This is a genomic window from Desulfobotulus sapovorans DSM 2055, from assembly GCF_059569355.1.
Window position 1 is genome coordinate 1 of the sequence record NZ_JCANVJ010000039.1, and the last position, 19,303, is coordinate 19,303.

Sequence of the window (19,303 nt, forward strand, 5' to 3'; positions counted from 1 at the left end):
CCGATCTCACCATGATCATCCGGCCGGATAAACGCTACGGCAGGGTCTATGATGTGCTGATTGAATTCAAGTTTGTCAGCCTCAAAGAGGCGGGCTTATCCGGAAAAGAGGCGCTGGCCTTAAGTCCCGATGCCCTGAAGGCCCTTCCTTCCGTCCGGGCAAAAATGGAAAAGGGCATCGGGCAGGTCAAGGACTATGGCGCAAGGCTTGAGGAAAAATACAAAAATCTGCGGCTCCAGAAATTTGTGGTGACGGCCCTTGGATTCGAGCGGGTGTGCTTTGAAAAGGTTGGCAGCGTGGATCCGGATTTCGGGACAGCACTTGAACCTAAAAAAAAAATCTGATTACTACCCTGACTCAGCCATATAGTCCCAGGCCTTGCCCTTGTTTCCGCCTCATTTCCCCGAGAGGTGAGAACAGGTGCAATATCTTTACACATGAAGCCCATCGTTCCCACCCTGGAACATGGGAATGATAACTGAAACAAGGTGATAATCCGTAAAAAACAGGCAAGGCCTCTTTTTCCTAAGGGGAAAAAGCAGCCTTGACGTAACCGGATACCCCCATTTCCAGAACCCGCATCCTCTGGGTCACGCCCTTTTGCATCAGAATTTCTCTGGCTTTACGACTGCGGTTATGGGTGTTGCAGATGAGCAGCACTTCCTTTACATTCTCCTTTTCCCTGAGAAGCTCTGCCACCCGCTCTCCATGGCTGTCAAGGTAGCTCAGGGGAACATTAACGGAACCAGGGATATGGATCTTCTGAAACTCATGAACTTCCCTCACATCCATAAGAAACAGACTGTCACCTGATTTTTCCACATATTCGGCAAGAGCCTTCTGGGCAACCCAGAAGGCTCCCCCTGTCTGGGTACAGGCTGCGGTGAAAACGCCAAATAAAAGACTGAAGACACAGGAGAATACATGAAAAAAATTTCTTTTGGCCATCTTCTCTTTCCTTGTTGTAAAATGTTTTCCGCATAGGGGTAAGGTTGCCGCTCAAGGCCTCTGCCCATCATGCCACAGAGAAAAAGATTTACCAGACTGAAAATTCAAGTCTTTCCACACGCAAGGAGGTTGCCCATGCATTGCCGTCCGGAAAAAACTTTCCCCGCCATGATTCTCAGCCTCCTTTTTTGCCTCTGGATCACCACATCCTGCGATTCCGGTTCCTCCTCAACCCCCGGTTCGGAACAGAAGACCTTTCTTCTCACGCTGGAAAAATCCGGGAATGGCATCGGAACTATCCGGAATGATACGGGAAGCCTTGACTGCGGTGCGCAGTGCAGCGCCTCATTTGCGCAAGAGAGCCTTGTCCCCCTCACGGCCACGGCAGCCCCCGGCTCCGTCTTCGGCGGCTGGTCAGGCGAAGTGAGTCCTGGAAACAGCCCGCACACAGGCACGGTTCGCATGGATCAGGCCAAAACCGTGACCGCCCTCTTCAACCCTGAACCCACATCTTCCGATCTCATTCAGCCGGAAACGGACTTCGAATATCTGGGAGCCTTCAAACTGCCCGATGAGCAGGGAGCCAGTCAGTGGGCCAGATGGAGCGGTGGGGGCCATGGCATGAGCTTCTGGCCAGACGGCAATCCCGCAGCGGGTCAGGAGGCCTTTCCAGGCTCCCTCTTCAGCATCAGCCATACCTATGCCAACCATGTCTCCGAATTCTCTATCCCCCTGCCCGTTATTTCTCCGGATAAAAACCTTGATGACCTGCCAAGGGCTCAAACCCTCCAGACCTTTTATGACATTACCGAAGGCCGCCAGACCCTGGGCCTTACGGGCACCACGCTGGGAGATCTCCAGTATCTCCCGAAACAGGGAACCCAGACCACGGATAAGCTGTACTGGACCCTCTTTGAATATTACCTTCCCAAAGAAGATGCGGCCTATCACGGATGGGCCGAGTTGAATCTGTCCAGTCCCGCAAGCCATGGACTCTGGCGTCTGGGCAACCATGCGGCTTCGGCCACCAGCAAATACCTCTTTGAGATCCCCGCATCCTGGTCTGACACTTACACACCAGGCAAACGGCTCGCTGGTGGACGGTTCCGGGTGGTCAATGGCGGAAGCTGGGGTCCGGCCCTGTATACCTTCGGCCCCTGGAATGACGGCAACCCGCCCGAGGATGGCAGGGCGCTGGCGGCAACGGAGCTTCTCAAATACAAAAGCTCCCGGAATGTGAGCCATTTCAGTTTTGGAGACGACTGGGTGGACGGGGCATGGCTGACGCTGGACGGAAAATCCGCAGTCATGATTGCAGGAAAACGGGGCTACAGAACAAAGGCCAGCGAACTGGGAACCTACGGAACCCCCCAGCCCGATGATTACGGCTCCGGAAAGGGGTATCACAGCAGCCCCTATTATGCCGCAGCCCTGTTCTACGACCCTTTTCTTCTGGCAAAGGTGGCCCGCGGCGAACTGGAAGCCGGAGCCGTCCAGCCTTATGCCGTATGGAACCTGCAAAGCTACCTTTTCACCACCAACCTTGATCTTCCGGTTCAGGGAATCCGGACACGGGGCAAGGCCATAGGCGGCATCGGCTATGACAGGGAAAACCAGAGACTTTATATGATAGAGGGCAGTGTGGAGGGATACTACAGCCCCGGAAAACCCATTGTGCATGTTTTCAGGCTTAAAAATGCCGGGCTGCCGCCGGATCGCACTCCCCCCTCTTCTCCTGCAAACCTGCGCCTGATCTCCGCCGGAGCAGATACGGTTCGGCTTGCCTGGGATGCCGCAACGGACAAGGGCCATCTGGCCGGATACATCGTATACCGGGACAACTTCCCCATTGATGCGGTGGTCAGACCCGAATACACCGATGACAGGGTCAACCCCCAGGCCACCTACAGCTACACGGTCAGGGCCTGGGATGCGCGGGACAACCGCAGTGAACCAGGCCCCTCCCTTCAGGTGAGTACACCGCCGGGAACGGATACCCGCATCCCCATCATCACGGATATCCACATCACCGACATCCGGGCCGACAGTGCCGTCGTGAACTGGAAAACCGATGAGCCTGCAAGTGCGGTCATCCGCTACGGTGCGCAGTACAATGTCAATAAATCCGTATCCCGGAATGAACCCGCCACCCGGCACTCCCTCCAGCTGACAGGACTTACCGATGCGCCGGACTATGGCTCCTACTCCTATGAAATCAGCTGCACCGATAGCGCAGGCAACACCAACACCTATCCGTCCAGATCCCTCCGCACAGCCAAATCCACGGCAGACAACGCAGCCCCTGTCTTAAACGGCATCGGTGCGCAAAGACTCCCGTCGGGGGAAACGTTTATGCTGGCAGTGGAAGGAATCGACCTCGACCGGGCCGATGTGCTGACCTTTTCCGCAACCGGTCTCCCCGGCAGTGCGCAATTTGACAGCACCACCCGGATATTCACCTGGACACCCGAGGAGAAAGACCGGGGGAGCCACACGATCACTTTTTCTGTCAGTGACGGGGATCAGGAAGATCAAGAAACCGTAACGTTTTTTGTTGAATAAAAAAAAGGAGTGCCCCCTTTTAACGCTTAACAATGGAGGGTTCCATGCAAAATTATCGTGGCATACGCAAACGCTCTGAAAAAAAACTCTTCGGCCTGCCCCTCCTCGACATCGCACTGGGGCCTGACCCTGAAAAGGGAGAATTACGGGGCCATGCCCATGGCATTATCGCCATCGGGGATATGGCACGGGGCTGGATTGCCATCGGGGGGCTTGCCTGGGGAGGGATCACCCTTGGTGGGATAGCTGTTGGCATCATCAGTATGGGAGGGGTGAGTCTCGGTCTCCTGGCCCTTGGAGGACTTGCTATCGGAGGTCTTGCACTCGGTGGGGCAGCCATTGGATATGTGGCCATAGGCGGTGCGGCCCTGGGATACTATGCCCTTGGCGGAGGTGCTTTTGGAGAACACGTCCTGTCCGCATCAAAACGAAGCCCAGAAGCCCTGGAATTCTTTCAAAACTGGTTTCCCCGCCTGCCTCTGAAATAAGACAAAAGCAAGGAAATCGGATGCCTCCACCCAGCTCCGCCAGCCCCCCCAAAAAATCTGCCAAAGGAGGCACGGACAGACTGAGGCAATACCCCGAATGGGGATGAAAAAAAGAAATGCCCCCTTTTCAAAGGAGCTGCCATGGAAACAGAAAAAAAACACAGGGAAATCAGCGATTCAGCCCTTTTATACCAGAATCTTCCCGCAAAAAACCCGGCTGAACCTCCCCCCTCACCTTCGAGACGGGGCCCGATCTCGCCGACGTACTGGAGCTTTTTCACGAACACGGGGAAGACGGGGAGACCTGATCTCCCCCTTCCCCATATCCGCGCCCTTCCCCAAAAAGGAGGGAGTCCTTTTTATATTTTCTGACGGCTACCCTGGCACAGCCATGCCGTTTCATCTCTTGCCTTTGCCTCCATGCCCTTTCCTGAGAGCTAAGAACAGGCGCAGGATTTACCCTTACAGCGAAAAGCTCATCGTTCCAACACTCCAGCATGGGAACAGTAGCTGAAGTAAGGTGGTAATCAGATTATGTTTTACGTGCAAGCAGAATCATCCGCCGTGAAGTATCCGTGAAGGGCCCGAGCTTTTCGTCATATGCCGTTACAAAGGTCAGCCCTGCAAGGCGGAACAGAAGTTTGTACTGACTGATGGAGTACAGCCTCGGGCCGGTAAGCACATGCACAATCCTGCCCTCTTCCGTTACCGGCACAGGCAGAAACATGCGTTCGCTGATTTCATCCCAGCGGCGCTCCAGTTCCTTTCCGTCACTGTCAAATTTAGGCGTTGTATTAACAATGATATTGCTGCGGCTGGGGGCTTCAATGAGGAGCAGACCTCCCGGCCGCAGGGCAGCGGCCAGATTTTTGAGGACAAGAAAGTCCGTTTCAACATCAAAATATCCAAAACTGTTGAACCAGTTGATCACGGCATCAAAGCGATTTTCAAAACCAAGTGAGCGCATGTCCCCGACGGAAAGGCTTCCTTCAAGCCCGAGACCGGAAAAACGCTGACGGGCGCGGTCAATGAAACGGGGGTTGATGTCAACGCCGGTATAGCGGACACCCCTGCGGGCAAGATTCTGGCCAAAGCGGGCATCTCCGCAGGGGCAGTCCAGCACCTCCTGACCGGGCAAAAGCCCGAGGGCCTTCCACACCGTATCCGCATCCACGTTGCCATCGCTTTCCGGACGGAGCCAGAGTTCATCGGGTATCCGCTGAAACCAGTCCGGATCCGGGTGGGCACCGTCCATGGATGTCAGCTCAAAAAGCAGGTTCTGGCCTTCCTCTTCCAGGGAGGTGATCAGCTCATGATCCTCGCGGAGCACATCCGGATTTTCATGGCACAGAAAAAGGGTTGCCGGTGAGGTGAGCAGATCCACGGTCTGCTCCACGTGGCCGCTTTCCAGACAATGCAGAAAGTTGCCGCTGCGTACCGAAGGCAGGCCTGAAAGCAGGGTCACGGCCGGGGTGGCATCGAGACCGCCCTGCCTGCTGGAAACAAGGCATTTAATAAAGAAGTGCTTCCGAAGAACATAGGGGGTGTTCAGCTGGGCCATAAAGGCTTCAGGATCAAGGGCGGCCTGAAGCGCCAGCTCCAGCTGGGTATGCCCGACGGATTCCCGGAGCAGATCCTGTGGAAAAGAAGCTCCCATGGGCCTCGCGCCGCATTCGATCAGTACGGGCCCCGAGGGGGTGATCATGATTTCGCTGTGGGCCGGTCCGAAACGGATATTCAGGGCATCCAGTGCGGCAAAGGCATACGCCAGAACCCGCTCCGTATCCTCCCCGAAATCCGCAACAAGTCCTCCACCGTCATAAACCGAGCGGCCTTCGGGAGTAATCATTTTGCTGTAGCGCCACAGGTCACTGACCCTGTGACGGCCCTGACAGGAGACGGTGTTCACCACCACCTCCACGCCCGGTGCAAATTCCTGGGCCAGAACCTGTCCAAGCTTTCGCCCGAAAATGTCACATGCCCCCATCAGCACATGGAATGCCTTGCACACCTCTTCCAAGGTTTTGCAGACATGAATCCCGTCGGCACCGGCGCTGTTTGTCGGCTTGAGAACCACGGGCAGCCTGTCGCCCTCCCGTATCCAGCCAAGCAGGGCATCGAGGCTGTCGGTCAGCAGACTGGAGAGATGCCGCAGTCCGGCACGGGCAAGGGCTTGATGCATTTCATATTTGTTGCGGCGGGAGGCGCTTGAGGCCGGATCATTGCCGGAAAGGGAGAGGCGTGCCGCCAAAAGATCACCCAGTTCCACGCCCGTTTCACAGCCCGCAAGCACGGCACAGGGCGTAAAGGCCGAAAGATTCCGGACGAGGCCATCGAGATCCGGCACTTCCTCCAGCATGGCCGCATAATCCCGGCTTACCCGGCTGAGGAGTTCCTCCACAACCTTTCCGAACTGTCCATCCGGAACAACGGTACCGGAACGCACATGCACTGCCGGAAATCCTCGCTCCCGCAGCAGCGGCGGATAAAAAGTTCCGGTGGAAAAGCCATCAACGATGATAACATGCTGCACCTGTTTTTCCATGCCATGCCTCCATCAGGATCTAAAGAAAAAGGGAGACCTCCCTTTTCCCCTAATCCGCAGCCAGATAATAAGAGATATAATTCACTCCGCCGATACGCAGATGCCGCAGCCCCGAGGCAAAACGGTCGAGAATCCTGAGACCCAGCAGATCGGGATCCATAAAATCATCCATTTCCCCCGCCTCCTCCACCACAAAATCCAGATCCTTAAGATCCGAGGCGTCCACAAACTCCACATGCACCCTGCTGTCGGCAAAATGCAGCAGCACCTGAAGCTCAGGCCCCCTGAAGGCTTCAGACCCGCAGAGATGCATGAAAAGCTCCTCTGCGGTGAGGTGCAGCCGCTGAAGAACCTGAACGGGTATTCTCCGGACGGCGGCATATTCATTGATGAAATCCTGAAGATCCGTCATGGCGGCCGTCTGGCGGGAAAACACACCCCGGGCCCTGCCTGCGGGCCTCATCTGAAAGAGGAGGCTCAGCACAATGGCGAAAAGGCCGCCTGCGGCGATGCCGTTGTTGAGAAAAGGCCCCAGCCAGAGGGGCATGAGATCCGCAAAAAAAAGTTTGTTCTGAAACACATAGCCCATCCAGAAGGAAACACCGATGATGACACCGCTTTCATAGTTGAGACCTTCGGAGGCGGCAAGCTGGATGCCCGTCACAAAAAGCATGGAAAGAAGAATAAAGAGAAAGGCGCCCACAACGGGGGAAGGAATGGCGGTCATGAGGGCGGAAAGTTTCGGGGAAAAGGCCAGAAGCCCGAGAAAAAGGGCCACATACAGCCCCACCCGCCGGGAGGCCACCCCCGTGAGCTGCACGGCGGCGATGGCGTTGGAGTAGGTGGTGTTGGGCAGGGTTCCCAAGGCCCCCGCCACGGCATTGGCAACCCCATCGGCATACATGGCGCCCTGCACCCGTTCATAATCCACTTTGCGGAAATGCCGCTCGGAAATCCTCTGAATGGCCATGCCGTCCCCCAGGGTTTCCACCGCGCCCACGATGGTCACCATGGCAAAGGCCAGATAAAGACCGATCCATTCCGGCCTGAAATCCAAGGCAAACCCCTGCCACTTTCCTTCGGGCAGCCCCAGCCAGGGGCTCTGTCCCACGGCTGAAAAATCCGCAAGTCCCAGACCCGCAGCCACAAGGGTTCCCGCCAGCAGGCCGATAACCAGACTCCAGAGCCGCAGGTGCCGGTTACCGAACACGGCCAGCCCCAGAATCACGGCAAGGGTGACGACAGATACCCAGAAACTGTGCTGGGAGGGGGCGGCGGAGCGTGTATTCGCCATCATGTCCAGGGAGATGCCCAGAACACTCACCACGATGAGCATGATCACCACCCCGCCCACCAGCGGCGTGATGATGCGGCGCATGGATCCGAGAAACCAGGCAAAAAGAAGCTGCAAAGGGGCCGTGAGAACCGCCATGGTGGCGACAAGGGCCATGCCGCCCATCTGGGCCGCAGCCAGACCGCAGGCAATGAAAGAACCGGAAGAACCAATGACCAGAAGATACCCTGAGCCGACAACCCCGAAACGCCGGATCTGTATCAGGGTACCGATGCCGCTGGCAAGCAGGGAGGCAAAAATGATCCATCCGTATTCACCGGCGTCGATCCCCGCCATGCGGGCCACCACAATGGGCGTCACGGCGATGGGGGCAAGGACGAGCATCACCATCTGCAGGCCCAGAAACACGCTCATCCACTCCGGCGGGGTTTCGTCCACGGCATACAGCAGTGGAGATGTGGAAAGGGTGCCGTTCTTCACACCCTGAGGGGACAGACTGCCTGCCATTTTTCCTCCTGATCTTTCAGATATCTAAAAAACGAACAGGCACCACAGCAAGGTCAGGCTTACGATTCCTCTCCGGCCTGACGCCCTGTGATCCCGCCCCCTTCATACGGACAGCCAAAGCTCAGGATACGCACACATACTCAACAGTTGCTGATAAAATTTACCCACATGGATACCATCCACCAGAGCATGGTTCACCTGAATTCCGACGGGAAGCAGGAGCCTATCGCCTTCTTGAAAATATTTTCCGATGCTCACCACAGGAATGTAACCATACAGCCTGTCATGGGGATGCACAATGGATGTAAAACTGAACCATGGCAGGCTGGTGATGAAAAACATGTGATGTTTTTCCCCGGTATTCCGGTCGGGACAGTCCTTCACCTCCTGAATTTTTGCTTCCGAATATCTCCGGTACACCTCAAAGGAGTCAAAATACCGGGAATCACAGAAGGAAAAGGTCTCATCTTCCAAAAGCACGGTAAACCCCGGATCCACCCTTTTGAATTCAAAAAGATCCCCATCAATGACCCGGTGCCGCAGTTCCGGTACAAGATTCACGGCTTTTGTGATCAGAAAGCTGACGGACAGAAAAAAACCGCACCTTTGGTCATCAATGAATTTTTTCAGGTTGCTTATGTCAATATGGCTTGACGTTGAAAAAAAAGGAATGTCACGATCCTTGAAGGCCGCAAACATTCCCCTTCGCTTATATGTGGCAAGATCGATCTTTTTCATGGGCATATCCGGATGAAGAAGGAGGAAGGTGTGTGAAACCGGCATATTCGGAGAATTCTTTCCTTAAGAAACAAACGATCTGCTGCCCATCAGTTCTGCTCCACAAAAATCAGGGCATCCGTATCAAAACCGCCCACCTTGGACATTGCGATAAATTTTTCCAGAACTTTCAGTTCCACGGTGCTGAGTGGGTATCCGGGACAAAAGCCACGGATACTTTATTTTTGTTCCTGAACAAAGGCGTTCTGAAAAAATTTCTTTTTTATAGAATCATACCCAAAAACCAGCCCATGACCAGAAAAGGTATCACCCCTTTTTTTGATTTTTTAAATTTTAAACTGCCCGACCATCTGTTTCAAGGATTCTGAAAGTTTGGAAAGCTCCCTTGCACTGTCATTCACCTGGGTTCCATTTTCTTTCATTTCTCCCATGGCGTGGCTGATACCTGCAATATCCTTTGTGACCTCTGCCACCACGGTGGCATTCTGACTGGCATGCTCATGGACAAGCTCAATTCCCTGAGAAATCTGAGCCACATTGCCTGCAATCTCACTGGCTGCGGTGGACTGCTCTTCCACGGCTACGGCTATGTTACCCACCACTTCACTGACACCATTGATAACTGTTGTGATTTCACCCACCTCATGAATGGTGGTGGCGGTGGTTCCCTGAATGTCTTCAATTTTTTCCCGGATATCCTGAGATGCCGCAGCGGTCTGTCTGGCCAGTTCCTTGATTTCATTGGCCACAACAGCAAAACCCTTACCCGCTTCACCGGCTCTGGCTGCCTCAATGGTGGCGTTTAAGGCCAGCAGATTCACTTGTTCTGAAATCTCGGTAATCGTTTCAATGACCTTTCCGATGGAGTCCGCTGCTTCTTTCAAATTGCTCATATGTTCAGACATACGGGAGGCCTTGCTTGATGCATCATCGGAAACACTACGGGCTTTTCCAGCGTTATTGGCAATCTCATTGATGGTGGAAGACATTTCTTCGGCTGCCGTGGCCAGCAGGTTGGTGTTGCTGGAAGACTGTTCCATCGCTGCTGCGGACTGCTCCATGTTGGTAGATATTTCCTCGGAAGCGGCTGCCACGGTTTCAGCGCGTTCAGATACATTCTGAACACCCTTCTGCATGTCATCGGATACGGCGGAAAGCTGGGTGGAGGAGGAGGCCAGTGTATTGACGCCCTGCCCTATTTCCTGGATGATGCCCTGAAGCTTATCTGCAAAAGCATTGAAATATTGTGCAAGGAGACCAATCTCATCATTGTTTTTAACTTCGAGCCGACATGTGAGGTCTCCTTTACCTTCAGAAATTTCTTTAAGCATTTGTGCTGCATTTTTAACAGGATTGGTAATAAAAAAGGATACAAAAAGAAAAGAAATTAAAAAAATCAACAAAACTGTAAAAATAATAATCAAAGTAACAGGAATAACCACACTGCGGACTTCCGCATTTATTATATCTGTATAAACACCTGTTCCAATTACCCAATCCCAATCTTTTATATGTTTTACATAACTTATCTTAGAAACCGGAACAGTATCCCCTGGACGGGGCCACATATAATCAACATAGCCTTCACCATTTTTTAAGCAAACTTCTACCATAGCCTGAAACAGATTCTGATTCCGACCCATCGCAACATTATACGTGGGACTGCTTAAAACCTGGCCGTCAAGAGCAGCATTAACAGAATGCATTACCATTGTTGGATAAGGTAAAGATCCCGTATTAACCCAATAATATTCAACACCTTCGTACCGGATAAATTTCAGTTGCTCCAGAGCTTTTTTCTGTGCATCTTCAAGTAAAAGCCTGCCTGCCCTATGCTCTTCCAGATAATAATTTACCACCTCATAGCCAATTTCAGCAGCAGCCTTTGCCGTGTTATTTCTGGCATCATGTATGGCATCAACAAATCTCAATCCTGCCATATAAATAACTGCAATAAAAATAATTACGATAAAGAATAGAAGGAAATTAATTTTTTGTCCTATTTTCATATTTTTTATCATAATAACTCCTTTGCATTAATATGTCAGAGTCTTGAACCGTGTTCCCCCAATTTTTTATAAAGTCGGAAAGCATATCCTCTGGATATAAAAAAATATACCTTCATATTATAGTCCTGTATCTCTTAAAACAAGAGATATTTTATAATTCAGATCTCCATGGGCGCAAAGCAGACCGACAGATATTTCTTTGAAATTATTTAGTAATAAGATCGAAACCCACTTGATAAAGCATCCAATGATTACCATTCGGAGGTAAAAATATGAGAAAAATCAAAAAAAACAACTCATCCTGGCTGCATTCTCAAGCTCAATTATCTTGAACCTTTGACAATTACCGTTACAGAAATGGCATTACGGTTGTAAGTATCCAGAAAAACAATCCAGTATCCTCATAGATTTTTCTGAGACTGGACACATATCAAGGGTTCTGGCAGCAGAAGCCCGGTTTCCCGGCCCCTGACGGGGCAGATTTCCATAAACCTCAAAGAAAATTTCCCACAAACAGGGGCCAAGTTCGTTCATACAGACGCCTCTGGGGAAAAACGTAAACGGGTGCAGCAGACTTCCTGACGGTAGCCGATCCTTCTCCCGTCACTGGCTGCCCCGGACGGGCCACACGCAATGCCTGGAAAACCACATGCTGTCGCTATAAGCAGTGCCAAATTTCATGTACACATACAAGGCCTTATCCTTAACTGCCGCATCCTGCGTATTGGACCAGCAGGTGGACCGGAACACTCCGGGGAAAGGCTCTGACCGCAGGGCACGGGCAAAAATCGCAAGTTCATCCTTTTCCGGCAGTCTCCAGCCACCAATGCCGGAAATACTGAAAGACTGGCTCGTTGAAACCGCCTTATTCCAGACGACCTCACCAACCGGTATGGGCTGTCTGGTCCACATCATGCCGGTCTGCAAATCCGTCATGGTTCCGTTTCCGTTATCCAGAAGCCGACTGGCATGAACCTCCCCGGACATGAGAAATCCGGCCAGACAGAGCATGAAGACCATTGCACCCGGTTTCAACAAACTGATCCGCACGTTGCCCATGATGTTCCTCCTTTTTTAAAATGAAAGCAAAAAATTACCGCCATCCCTGGGGATCGTCGCAGGATGGGTTGTTACAGAGCAGACTGCAAAACCCCTGATGATCGTCCATGGAAATGTCATAAGGAATCTCACGGGTTCCGTACGAACAAGAGCACACTTCATACCACGCTATAAAAGACTTGATTTCAAGCATTTGCAAAAAAAGACAGGAAAGACCTGATACCTTTGTTTGCGCCAACGTCCCTGACGCAGCCACCTTTGTTGGCATGTCCGGACGGTTCCGTAGCGGGATGGAGAAAGCGATGCTCCCTCCCTCAGTTCTGCTCTACAAAAATCAGGGCATCCGTATCAAAACCGGCGGCTTTGGAGGTTTCAATGAATTTTTCAAGAATTTGCGGCTCCACGGCAGGTGTCCGGGAGAGAAGCCAGAGATACTTTGTGTCTGGCCCGGAAACAAAGGCATACTGATAGTTTTCAGTATCCAGCCCGAAAATCACATAGGAGCCGTAAAAGGGGCCAAAGAAGGAGACTTTCAGGTAGCCTTCCGAGCTTTTACCCACAAAATACGCCTTGCCCTCGGCCTCTTTCCAGCGGTTTTCCGATGCCAGAAAGCCCCGGTTCAGAACCTTCACCCCCCCCCGTCTTTTCTCAGCGTATACTCCGCACGGACATGGCTCAGGCCCCTTTCAAAGGAATGATCCAGACGGGCAATCTCGTACCATTTTCCAAGGTAGCGGTTCAGCTCAAAATCCGTAACGGGCCGGAGAAACTGGGGCATCCCCATGCAGCCGCCGAGTGTAAGAATACCGATGAGCAGGAGCAGTTTTTTCATTGGGGCCTCCTGATGTCTGGGGATAAGGGAGGGAATTCAGGAAAAAAGGAGTCGTTTTTATCCTTCCGGGATGCCAGCACAATGCCTTTGCGGTCAATGTGCGCCTTTACCCGCAGATCCTGAATATTTCCGTAATCCACAAGGTCGATGGTGTAGGGAAGACAGAGGTCATCCAGCCGCACACGGATACGGTTCAGCTCCTTCAGGGCCAGCCCCTCTCCCACAAGGGCAAGGTCAATATCTGATCCGGTGCGGAAATTGCCCTTTGCCCTTGAGCCGAAGAGAAGCAGCTCTCTCACCCCCTCACATGCAAAAACCGCTTCAATGATTTTTGCAAGAACGCCATCCGGCAGCCCGAAGGCCCTATCCCCTTCCATCTTCTTCTCTCTCAATCTCTTCCATCCTGCGTTCAAAGTCCCTGAAAAGACCGCAATAACTGCCCAGCACCGTTTCCACCACCACCTCTGCCATGCGGCGGTCGTAGGCATGGGATGTCTGGTTTCTTGTCTGAATGGTTTCCATCCAGATTTCTCCGTCTTCAATCAGACCGTATTTAAAGGCTTCACGGATGGCATCCCGTGAACCCCGTATGGCACTGTTACCCTGATAAAGAAAAAAATCCTTCATCACGTTCCATGCCAGCTCATGGGTATATTCAAAGGCCTGAATCAGCCCCTGTTTTTCCAGCATACTCAGCTCCCGCTGCAGGGACAGATCGGCGGCATGGCGCAGCTCCGCAAAGGCATTTCTGAAATTGGCAAAACGCTGCTGCCAGCGGATGTCTTCGGGCATGGATTTTCTCCATCAAGTAAGATTAGTCCGACTATTTTTTTACATGATTTACTATATTTTCATACTCATCTTTAGTAAGCATAGACATATGAGATCTAACTTCTACTCCAATTCCACCTAACTTATCTAGCAATGCTTTATTTGTCATATTTAACTCTTTTGCAAGTTCATACACTCGACAATGTGAAGAATGGCCATAAAGCTTATCTTCTTCACCTTGCTGTCTCTGCGTCTTTAAAAAGTCTATAGCAAAATTCCTAAACCCACTATTTGTTAGCCATTCCTTGCCTTCTTTAGTAAATATCAAATCCTGCAAATCTTTATCTTTCGACAACTCAAAAATAACCACTGAAAAAGAATCATTTTTGCCCATATCTTCATCAGCCAAAAAGTGTCTTTCTATTTCAGCTATTTTTTGACAAAGATCTTCTGACGATATTAAAAGTTCATAAACATCTATCCATCTTTGTTGCAGTCCTCTAGTAACAGCAAAAAAACCTATTGGAATATTCTCTGAATCTGAAAAAAGAACATTGCTTATTGCACGATCAATTAATAAGTTATTTATAAAACGAACTATGCTCCTAGGATTATACGCACAAGCAGCCCCAACGATAGGAAGAATAGGATTTAAAGCCATAGAATCACTATCATTAAGCTGATTTGTCAAGACAGCCAAAAAATCTTTAGCTCGCTGGGTATGTGGTGGGATAGGAAAAGGAAGTTGAACTATTTTATCTAAATATTTTCGACCTTCGAACTGCTCAAGACCAAAATCATTTTTATACTTATGGCTCAGATATCCTTCGATTACCTGGCGAGCAACCCCCAACACAAAAACAAATCCTTTCTGGAAGAGAACCAACTTAATACTTTCCAGTAATTTTATAGCCTTATCAGGAAAACACCTATCCAAATCATCAATAAAAATTACAATTCTTCTATTTTTTAAAAGCTTGATTGAAGATAACCTATCAAAAGAATTATAATATATTGATTTGTCTAAAAGAGGATCAGAAGAGACAATCTGATTGCGTTCAATCATATCCTTTGCAACAAAACCTGCTTCAATTTCCGCAAAGCCAGGCACTTTTAATTTAGTACTTGCAGAAAAACCATAAGCAACTGACTTTAAAGCATTTAAAACACTCTCCTTTCTTTCACTCATATCTCTCCAAAAATCATTACTTTTATGAATTTCTTTTACTATTGTTGCAATCAAAGGTAAAAGTGGATGTTCCTCCTTTTCATACATCCATGCGTTAAACCACACAGGAATAACATTATAATCTGAAGTCAGCTTATCTTTGATAAGATTTAACAAACTTGTTTTTCCGGTACCCCATTCGCCAAAGATACCTATAGTGAACGGGCCGGGAGTGCCTTTAATTGTACTTGCAATAATATCAGAATATGTTGAAAATCCCAAACCATCTTCTCTGCTGCTTTCACTTCCATCTATAGGTTGATCATTTAATAAAATAATTTTATCTATCATCATTTTTTCCAATCACAATATAAAGAATAAAATCTTATCATATCGAAAAGACCAACAAAAACTTAAACTCTCCAAGCAATCATAGAAAATCAGTCCTTTTTCCTATCGGTAGAACGTGTACGGGTTTTTTTGGCGGGCTTGAGGCTTTCTTTCTGCGCCCGGATTTTTTCCAGCAGGGCCTTGGCGGAGTTTTCGCCGGAGATGAGTTCCGGATGCTGCTCCCGCCAGTCTGCGGTGAGTTCGCCACGAAAGGCTCTGGCAAGGACGGAAGGGGTCATGTGTTCTGCTTTGGCCCTTGCTTCTTTAACCCGGTTTTCGATCTGGTCTGCGAAGGCAAAGAGCTGTTCCACACGGCGGGCAATTTCTTTCTGCTCTATCATAGGAGGAGATATAAAAGGACAAGATAAGATATGATTTGACCCAACATTACCTTGATTTACACCACCTGTTTCTCCTCTAAAAAATTCGTTCCTATAATACTCAGAACGCAGATAAACCATTAAATATTTTGAATCTATAACATTATGATTTGGGATAATACGCCCCACCCTCTGATTGACCAAAATCTCTTTGTCTTTTTTAATCATACAGACATAGCCATAATCCTTTTTATAACGTGTACCAGTCATAGTTATTAAAATATCACCCACATCAGGTTTATACTTCAGATAATCTTGAGCTATTTCTTCTGGTAGATATGATGATGCAACATCAATTTTAAGAAAATCATCTTTAACATTTGCCAACTTTATAACCTGATATTTCCCACTTTTTACAAACCAGCCACTTTTAAATGCACAACCATTTTGAATAGTAATCACATCCCCAAGTATTTTTTTTTCCCAAGAAACTATATGATCATTTTTTCCCCTCCACCCCTCCGTCAGCCTGCCACTTACGGCGGCGGCAAGAACGGACTGACGAAAGCGTTTCAGAATCTGAGGAATGGCATCCAGCCGGGTTTTCAGGCTGTCGATGCGGGTCAGGAGGTCGTCCAGCCGGGAAGCGATTTCTTTTTGTTCTGCAAGGGGAGGCAAAACCACGTTAAGAGCCTTTAGGTCTCCTAATGAGATATTTGACATTGCCCCACCCCTTCCTTTTGTCTTCGAAATACTATCGGCTGCTTCAGCCAACTGATAGCGAAGAAACTTTGGATCAAAATAATCAGAAACCCCTCGGATTATACCAATGGCCTGATTTGTATTCGATGGAACATCTTCTTCTCTTACCAAAGCAGTCTTGCCAATCGTACCAGCAATCGTAAATAAAACATCATTTACCTGTAATTGAGACCGCATCAGATCAGCGTGCGCCTTTTCATCTATAAAGCTATTTACAGAAGACAGATTTATTCCATAACCATCTATATTTTCAATTCTTATAAATGGTATTCCTGCTTCTCTATACGAGTGACCTAAAGTAGTCGGAGTTGTTCCTTTTGTAATTTGATTTGCCAGATCTCCTAAAAATTTATTGAACCAAACTTTTGGGATAACAGAGCTTTCAGACATCACTCCCCCCCATCCCCAACACCTCAGCCAGCAGTTTCTTCTGCACCGCCGCCTCATCGCCCTTGCCCAGAGCCTCCATCAGTCCGTCCAGCTCCCGCAGGGCCTCGGTCAGCCCGGCCATGGCTTCGGCGGCCAGCACCTCGGGGTCGGGCAGGTTTTCCGCATCCACGCTGTCGCTGTCCTTGAGCCAGGTAATGTCTAAGGAATCTCCCTTTTTCTCCCGTATCCATTCCCGGTCAAAGGAGCGCCAGCGGCTGGTTCGAAGATCCTGATCCACACCCTCGTTGATACCGTTTTCAGCAGCTTCGGCTTCTTTGGCACCAAAGGACCATTCCCCTTCCCTTCTGGGCTGCATGGCGTACACGCTTTCAAAGGGCGCAAGCTGGGTTTCGCCAAAGGGGGTGCGCTTGCCAAAGACGGGCATGTTGGTGCGAAGGTCATAGACCCAGACCTTTTTTGTACAGCCTTCCTCCTGACGGGGATTCTCCTCCGTCCCCCGTGTGAAAAAGAGGACATTGGTTTTCACGCCGTGGGCATAGAAAATACCCGTGGGCAGACGGAGAAGGGTGTGCAGGGTACATTTTTCCATGAGATCCCGGCGGATGTCCGTGCCTGCTCCGGCCTCAAAGAGCACATTGTCCGGCAGCACCACGGCGGCCCGGCCTCCGGGTTTCAGGCCCCGGTAGATGTGCTGGAGAAAGGCAAGCTGCTTGTTGCTGGTGCGGAAGGTGAGGTCATCCCTCGTAATGCTGGCCTCCCCTCCCTTGGATGTGCCAAAGGGCGGATTGGCAAGGATGAGATCCGCCTTGGGAAGGCTGGCTCCGGCCTGTCCAAGGGCGTTGCCCAGATGCACAACGCCTTCGGCATCGCCTTCCATGTTGTGCAGAAGGCAGTTCATCAGAGCGAGCCTCCGGGTGCCGGGAACCAGCTCAATGCCCGTGAAGGCCCGTCTGCGCTGGTATTCCTGCTCTTCCAGAGTCAGGAGAAAGAGTTCTTCCGTGGCATCCTTAATGTGACGGTCTGCGGCAATGAGAAAACCTGCGGTGCCTGCGGCGGGGTCCTGAACAATTTCTCCGGGCCTGGGGTTCATGCAGCGCACCATGCAGTTGATGAGGGGCCGGGGCGTGAAATACTGGCCTGCGCCGGACTTGGTTTCGCTGGCGTTTTTTTCAAGAAGGCCCTCGTAGAGGTCGCCAAGGCCGTCTTCACGGGCGCTGAACCAGTCGATCTGATCCAGAGCGCGGATGAGCTGTTCCAGATGGCGGGGTTCCCGCATCCGGGTCTGGGCATCGGCATAGATGGCGGCAATGAGGGGATCATCACTTTTTGAAAGATCCAGAAGGGTCTGGCGGTAGTGGGTCATGAGGCTGATGCCGGATTTTGAGGCGATATCCGGCCAGCGGCAGCCTTCGGGAAGGGGATGGTGGTTCATCACGCCTGCGTCCCGGTTTTCGTGTTCCATTTTGAGGAAAAGAAGGAGCACCAGTTCTGTGACGTAGTCGGAATAGTTGATTCCGTCATCCCGGAGGACGTCGCAGAGGTTCCAGAGTTTCTGAACAATGTCTGAGGCGGTCATGGAAAGTCCTTTTGGCCCTCACCCCGGCCCTCTCCCAGAGGGAGAGGGTGAAAGTAAGGAATTAAAATCATTTTTAATTGGCCCTCACCCTCCGGCCCTGGCTTCGGGAGCCTCAGCCACCGGGAGGGGTGAAAAAGGCAGATACAGAACATATGTCTGCTCCGTACTCAAGAAACTTTTTCCACTTCAAAATTTTCAATGTTCCGGCCTTTTTTAGAAAACTCCACGGCCACAAGGTAAATTTCCTTACCGGAACCCTGATATTTTTCGTGGTATTTTCTGTCTTTAAGCTGGGCCATGGCACTGCCTTCTCCTGCATTTTCAAGAACCTTGAACTCAAAAATACAGCAGATATCATCATAAAACAGGCTTAAATCCATACGGCCATGGTTGGTGGCATCTTCCGCGCGGATCTCAAACCCACAGGCGGCAAAGTAGCAGTAAAAAATGCTGGCGTAATAGCCCTCATATCCGGAAAGCTCATTTTTTCTGTACCAGTCATGGGGAATAGAGGCAAAAAACCGGTGAAAAATATCCCTTAAATCATTAAAGGATTTTGTCTGTATGGCCCGTATCAGGCGGGTTTCATTGGCACTTTTGGCCACCACATCCTCCACCAGCTCGTTTAAAATCCAGCGGTTCAGGCTGCTTTTTACCTCCATGTTGGGATAGGCAAGCTGGTAGGTTCTGCGGCCCACCATCTTTTCGTCCATCCGCTCTATGGTGAGATAACCTGTCTGAAACAGAAGGGTTTCCACACGGATGCGATCCACATCAAAGCTGTCGATCAGCTCTTCTCCGAGGTAAAGCTGCTCGATGGAAGGAATGCTGTAATGCCTTTCCATGAGAAGGGTGATGAGAAAACGGGGGGTTCCCGTTTCAAACCAGAAGGAGCGAAACTGCCTTTCACTGAAATAAAGAAGGATATCAAAGGGATTATAGAC

General features: G+C 50.5%; 18 protein-coding genes. 4 read left to right on the forward strand and 14 right to left on the reverse strand.

The window, feature by feature from the left end; genetic code table 11:
* Positions 1-344: hypothetical protein (locus BR04_RS16500; RefSeq protein ID WP_496357125.1), on the forward strand; the 344-nt coding region annotated here is incomplete at its 5' end.
* Positions 345-525: 181 nt separating this feature from the next.
* On the opposite strand, the gene BR04_RS16505 is transcribed toward BR04_RS16500, so the two are convergent.
* Complete coding sequence (locus BR04_RS16505; protein ID WP_496357126.1) at positions 526-948, reverse strand: rhodanese-like domain-containing protein; 423 nt, start codon at positions 946-948, stop codon at positions 526-528.
* Between the two features lie 135 nt (positions 949-1,083).
* Between BR04_RS16505 and BR04_RS16510 the strand changes: the two genes are divergently transcribed.
* Together BR04_RS16510 and BR04_RS16515 are read left to right on the forward strand one after the other, a co-directional pair.
* A complete protein-coding gene (locus BR04_RS16510; protein WP_496357127.1) occupies positions 1,084-3,510 on the forward strand; it encodes a putative Ig domain-containing protein in 2,427 nt (808 codons plus the stop codon).
* A 44-nt stretch (positions 3,511-3,554) separates the two neighbouring features.
* The gene (locus BR04_RS16515; protein ID WP_496357128.1) at positions 3,555-3,998 is read left to right on the forward strand and encodes a hypothetical protein; all 444 of its coding nucleotides are present in this window, start codon (positions 3,555-3,557) and stop codon (positions 3,996-3,998) included.
* A gap of 532 nt (positions 3,999-4,530) precedes the next feature.
* On the opposite strand, the gene BR04_RS16520 is transcribed toward BR04_RS16515, so the two are convergent.
* The 3 genes from BR04_RS16520 to BR04_RS16530 all read right to left on the reverse strand — a co-directional run bounded on the left by BR04_RS16520 (position 4,531) and on the right by BR04_RS16530 (position 9,082).
* Positions 4,531-6,543 (reverse strand): methyltransferase domain-containing protein, encoded by a 2,013-nt coding sequence (locus BR04_RS16520; protein WP_496357129.1) that lies wholly within the window; start codon positions 6,541-6,543, stop codon positions 4,531-4,533.
* A gap of 49 nt (positions 6,544-6,592) precedes the next feature.
* Positions 6,593-8,344 (reverse strand): uracil-xanthine permease family protein, encoded by a 1,752-nt coding sequence (locus BR04_RS16525; RefSeq protein ID WP_496357130.1) that lies wholly within the window; start codon positions 8,342-8,344, stop codon positions 6,593-6,595.
* Positions 8,345-8,446: 102 nt separating this feature from the next.
* Positions 8,447-9,082, reverse strand: coding sequence for a CatA-like O-acetyltransferase (locus tag BR04_RS16530; RefSeq protein WP_496357131.1), 636 nt, complete (start codon positions 9,080-9,082; stop codon positions 8,447-8,449).
* Between the two features lie 32 nt (positions 9,083-9,114).
* Between BR04_RS16530 and BR04_RS16535 the strand changes: the two genes are divergently transcribed.
* Positions 9,115-9,450: a hypothetical protein gene (locus BR04_RS16535; RefSeq protein WP_496357132.1), complete on the forward strand. Its 336-nt coding sequence runs from the start codon at positions 9,115-9,117 to the stop codon at positions 9,448-9,450.
* Here the strand turns inward: BR04_RS16535 and BR04_RS16540 are convergent.
* The 10 genes from BR04_RS16540 to BR04_RS16585 all read right to left on the reverse strand — a co-directional run.
* The gene (locus tag BR04_RS16540) at positions 9,409-11,103 is read right to left on the reverse strand and encodes a methyl-accepting chemotaxis protein (protein ID WP_496357133.1); all 1,695 of its coding nucleotides are present in this window, start codon (positions 11,101-11,103) and stop codon (positions 9,409-9,411) included. The two genes, BR04_RS16535 and BR04_RS16540, sit on opposite strands and share 42 nt — an antisense overlap.
* Positions 11,104-11,694: 591 nt before the next feature.
* Positions 11,695-12,150: an Lcl C-terminal domain-containing protein gene (locus tag BR04_RS16545; RefSeq protein WP_496357134.1), complete on the reverse strand. Its 456-nt coding sequence runs from the start codon at positions 12,148-12,150 to the stop codon at positions 11,695-11,697.
* Between the two features lie 314 nt (positions 12,151-12,464).
* Complete coding sequence (locus BR04_RS16550; protein ID WP_496357135.1) at positions 12,465-12,782, reverse strand: lipocalin family protein; 318 nt, start codon at positions 12,780-12,782, stop codon at positions 12,465-12,467.
* Entirely contained in the window at positions 12,779-12,982 is a 204-nt protein-coding gene (locus BR04_RS16555; protein ID WP_496357136.1) for a lipocalin family protein, read from the reverse strand. The genes BR04_RS16550 and BR04_RS16555 overlap by 4 nt, the downstream gene beginning before the upstream one ends.
* Complete coding sequence (locus tag BR04_RS16560; RefSeq protein ID WP_496357137.1) at positions 12,979-13,359, reverse strand: nucleotidyltransferase family protein; 381 nt, start codon at positions 13,357-13,359, stop codon at positions 12,979-12,981. Before BR04_RS16560 ends, BR04_RS16555 begins: the two co-directional genes overlap by 4 nt.
* Entirely contained in the window at positions 13,346-13,774 is a 429-nt protein-coding gene (locus BR04_RS16565; RefSeq protein ID WP_496357138.1) for a nucleotidyltransferase substrate binding protein, read from the reverse strand. Before BR04_RS16565 ends, BR04_RS16560 begins: the two co-directional genes overlap by 14 nt.
* A 31-nt stretch (positions 13,775-13,805) precedes the next feature.
* On the reverse strand, positions 13,806-15,272 hold the full coding sequence (locus tag BR04_RS16570) for a translation initiation factor IF-2 N-terminal domain-containing protein (RefSeq protein ID WP_496357139.1): 1,467 nt from the start codon (positions 15,270-15,272) through the stop codon (positions 13,806-13,808).
* A gap of 89 nt (positions 15,273-15,361) precedes the next feature.
* Entirely contained in the window at positions 15,362-16,783 is a 1,422-nt protein-coding gene (locus BR04_RS16575) for a restriction endonuclease subunit S (protein ID WP_496357140.1), read from the reverse strand.
* Positions 16,776-18,359 carry a class I SAM-dependent DNA methyltransferase gene (locus BR04_RS16580; RefSeq protein WP_496357141.1) on the reverse strand — a complete coding sequence of 528 codons (1,584 nt, stop codon included), beginning with the start codon at positions 18,357-18,359 and terminating at the stop codon, positions 16,776-16,778. Before BR04_RS16580 ends, BR04_RS16575 begins: the two co-directional genes overlap by 8 nt.
* A gap of 167 nt (positions 18,360-18,526) precedes the next feature.
* A partial coding sequence (locus BR04_RS16585) for a PD-(D/E)XK nuclease domain-containing protein (RefSeq protein WP_496357142.1) occupies positions 18,527-19,303 on the reverse strand: 777 nt, incomplete at its 5' end.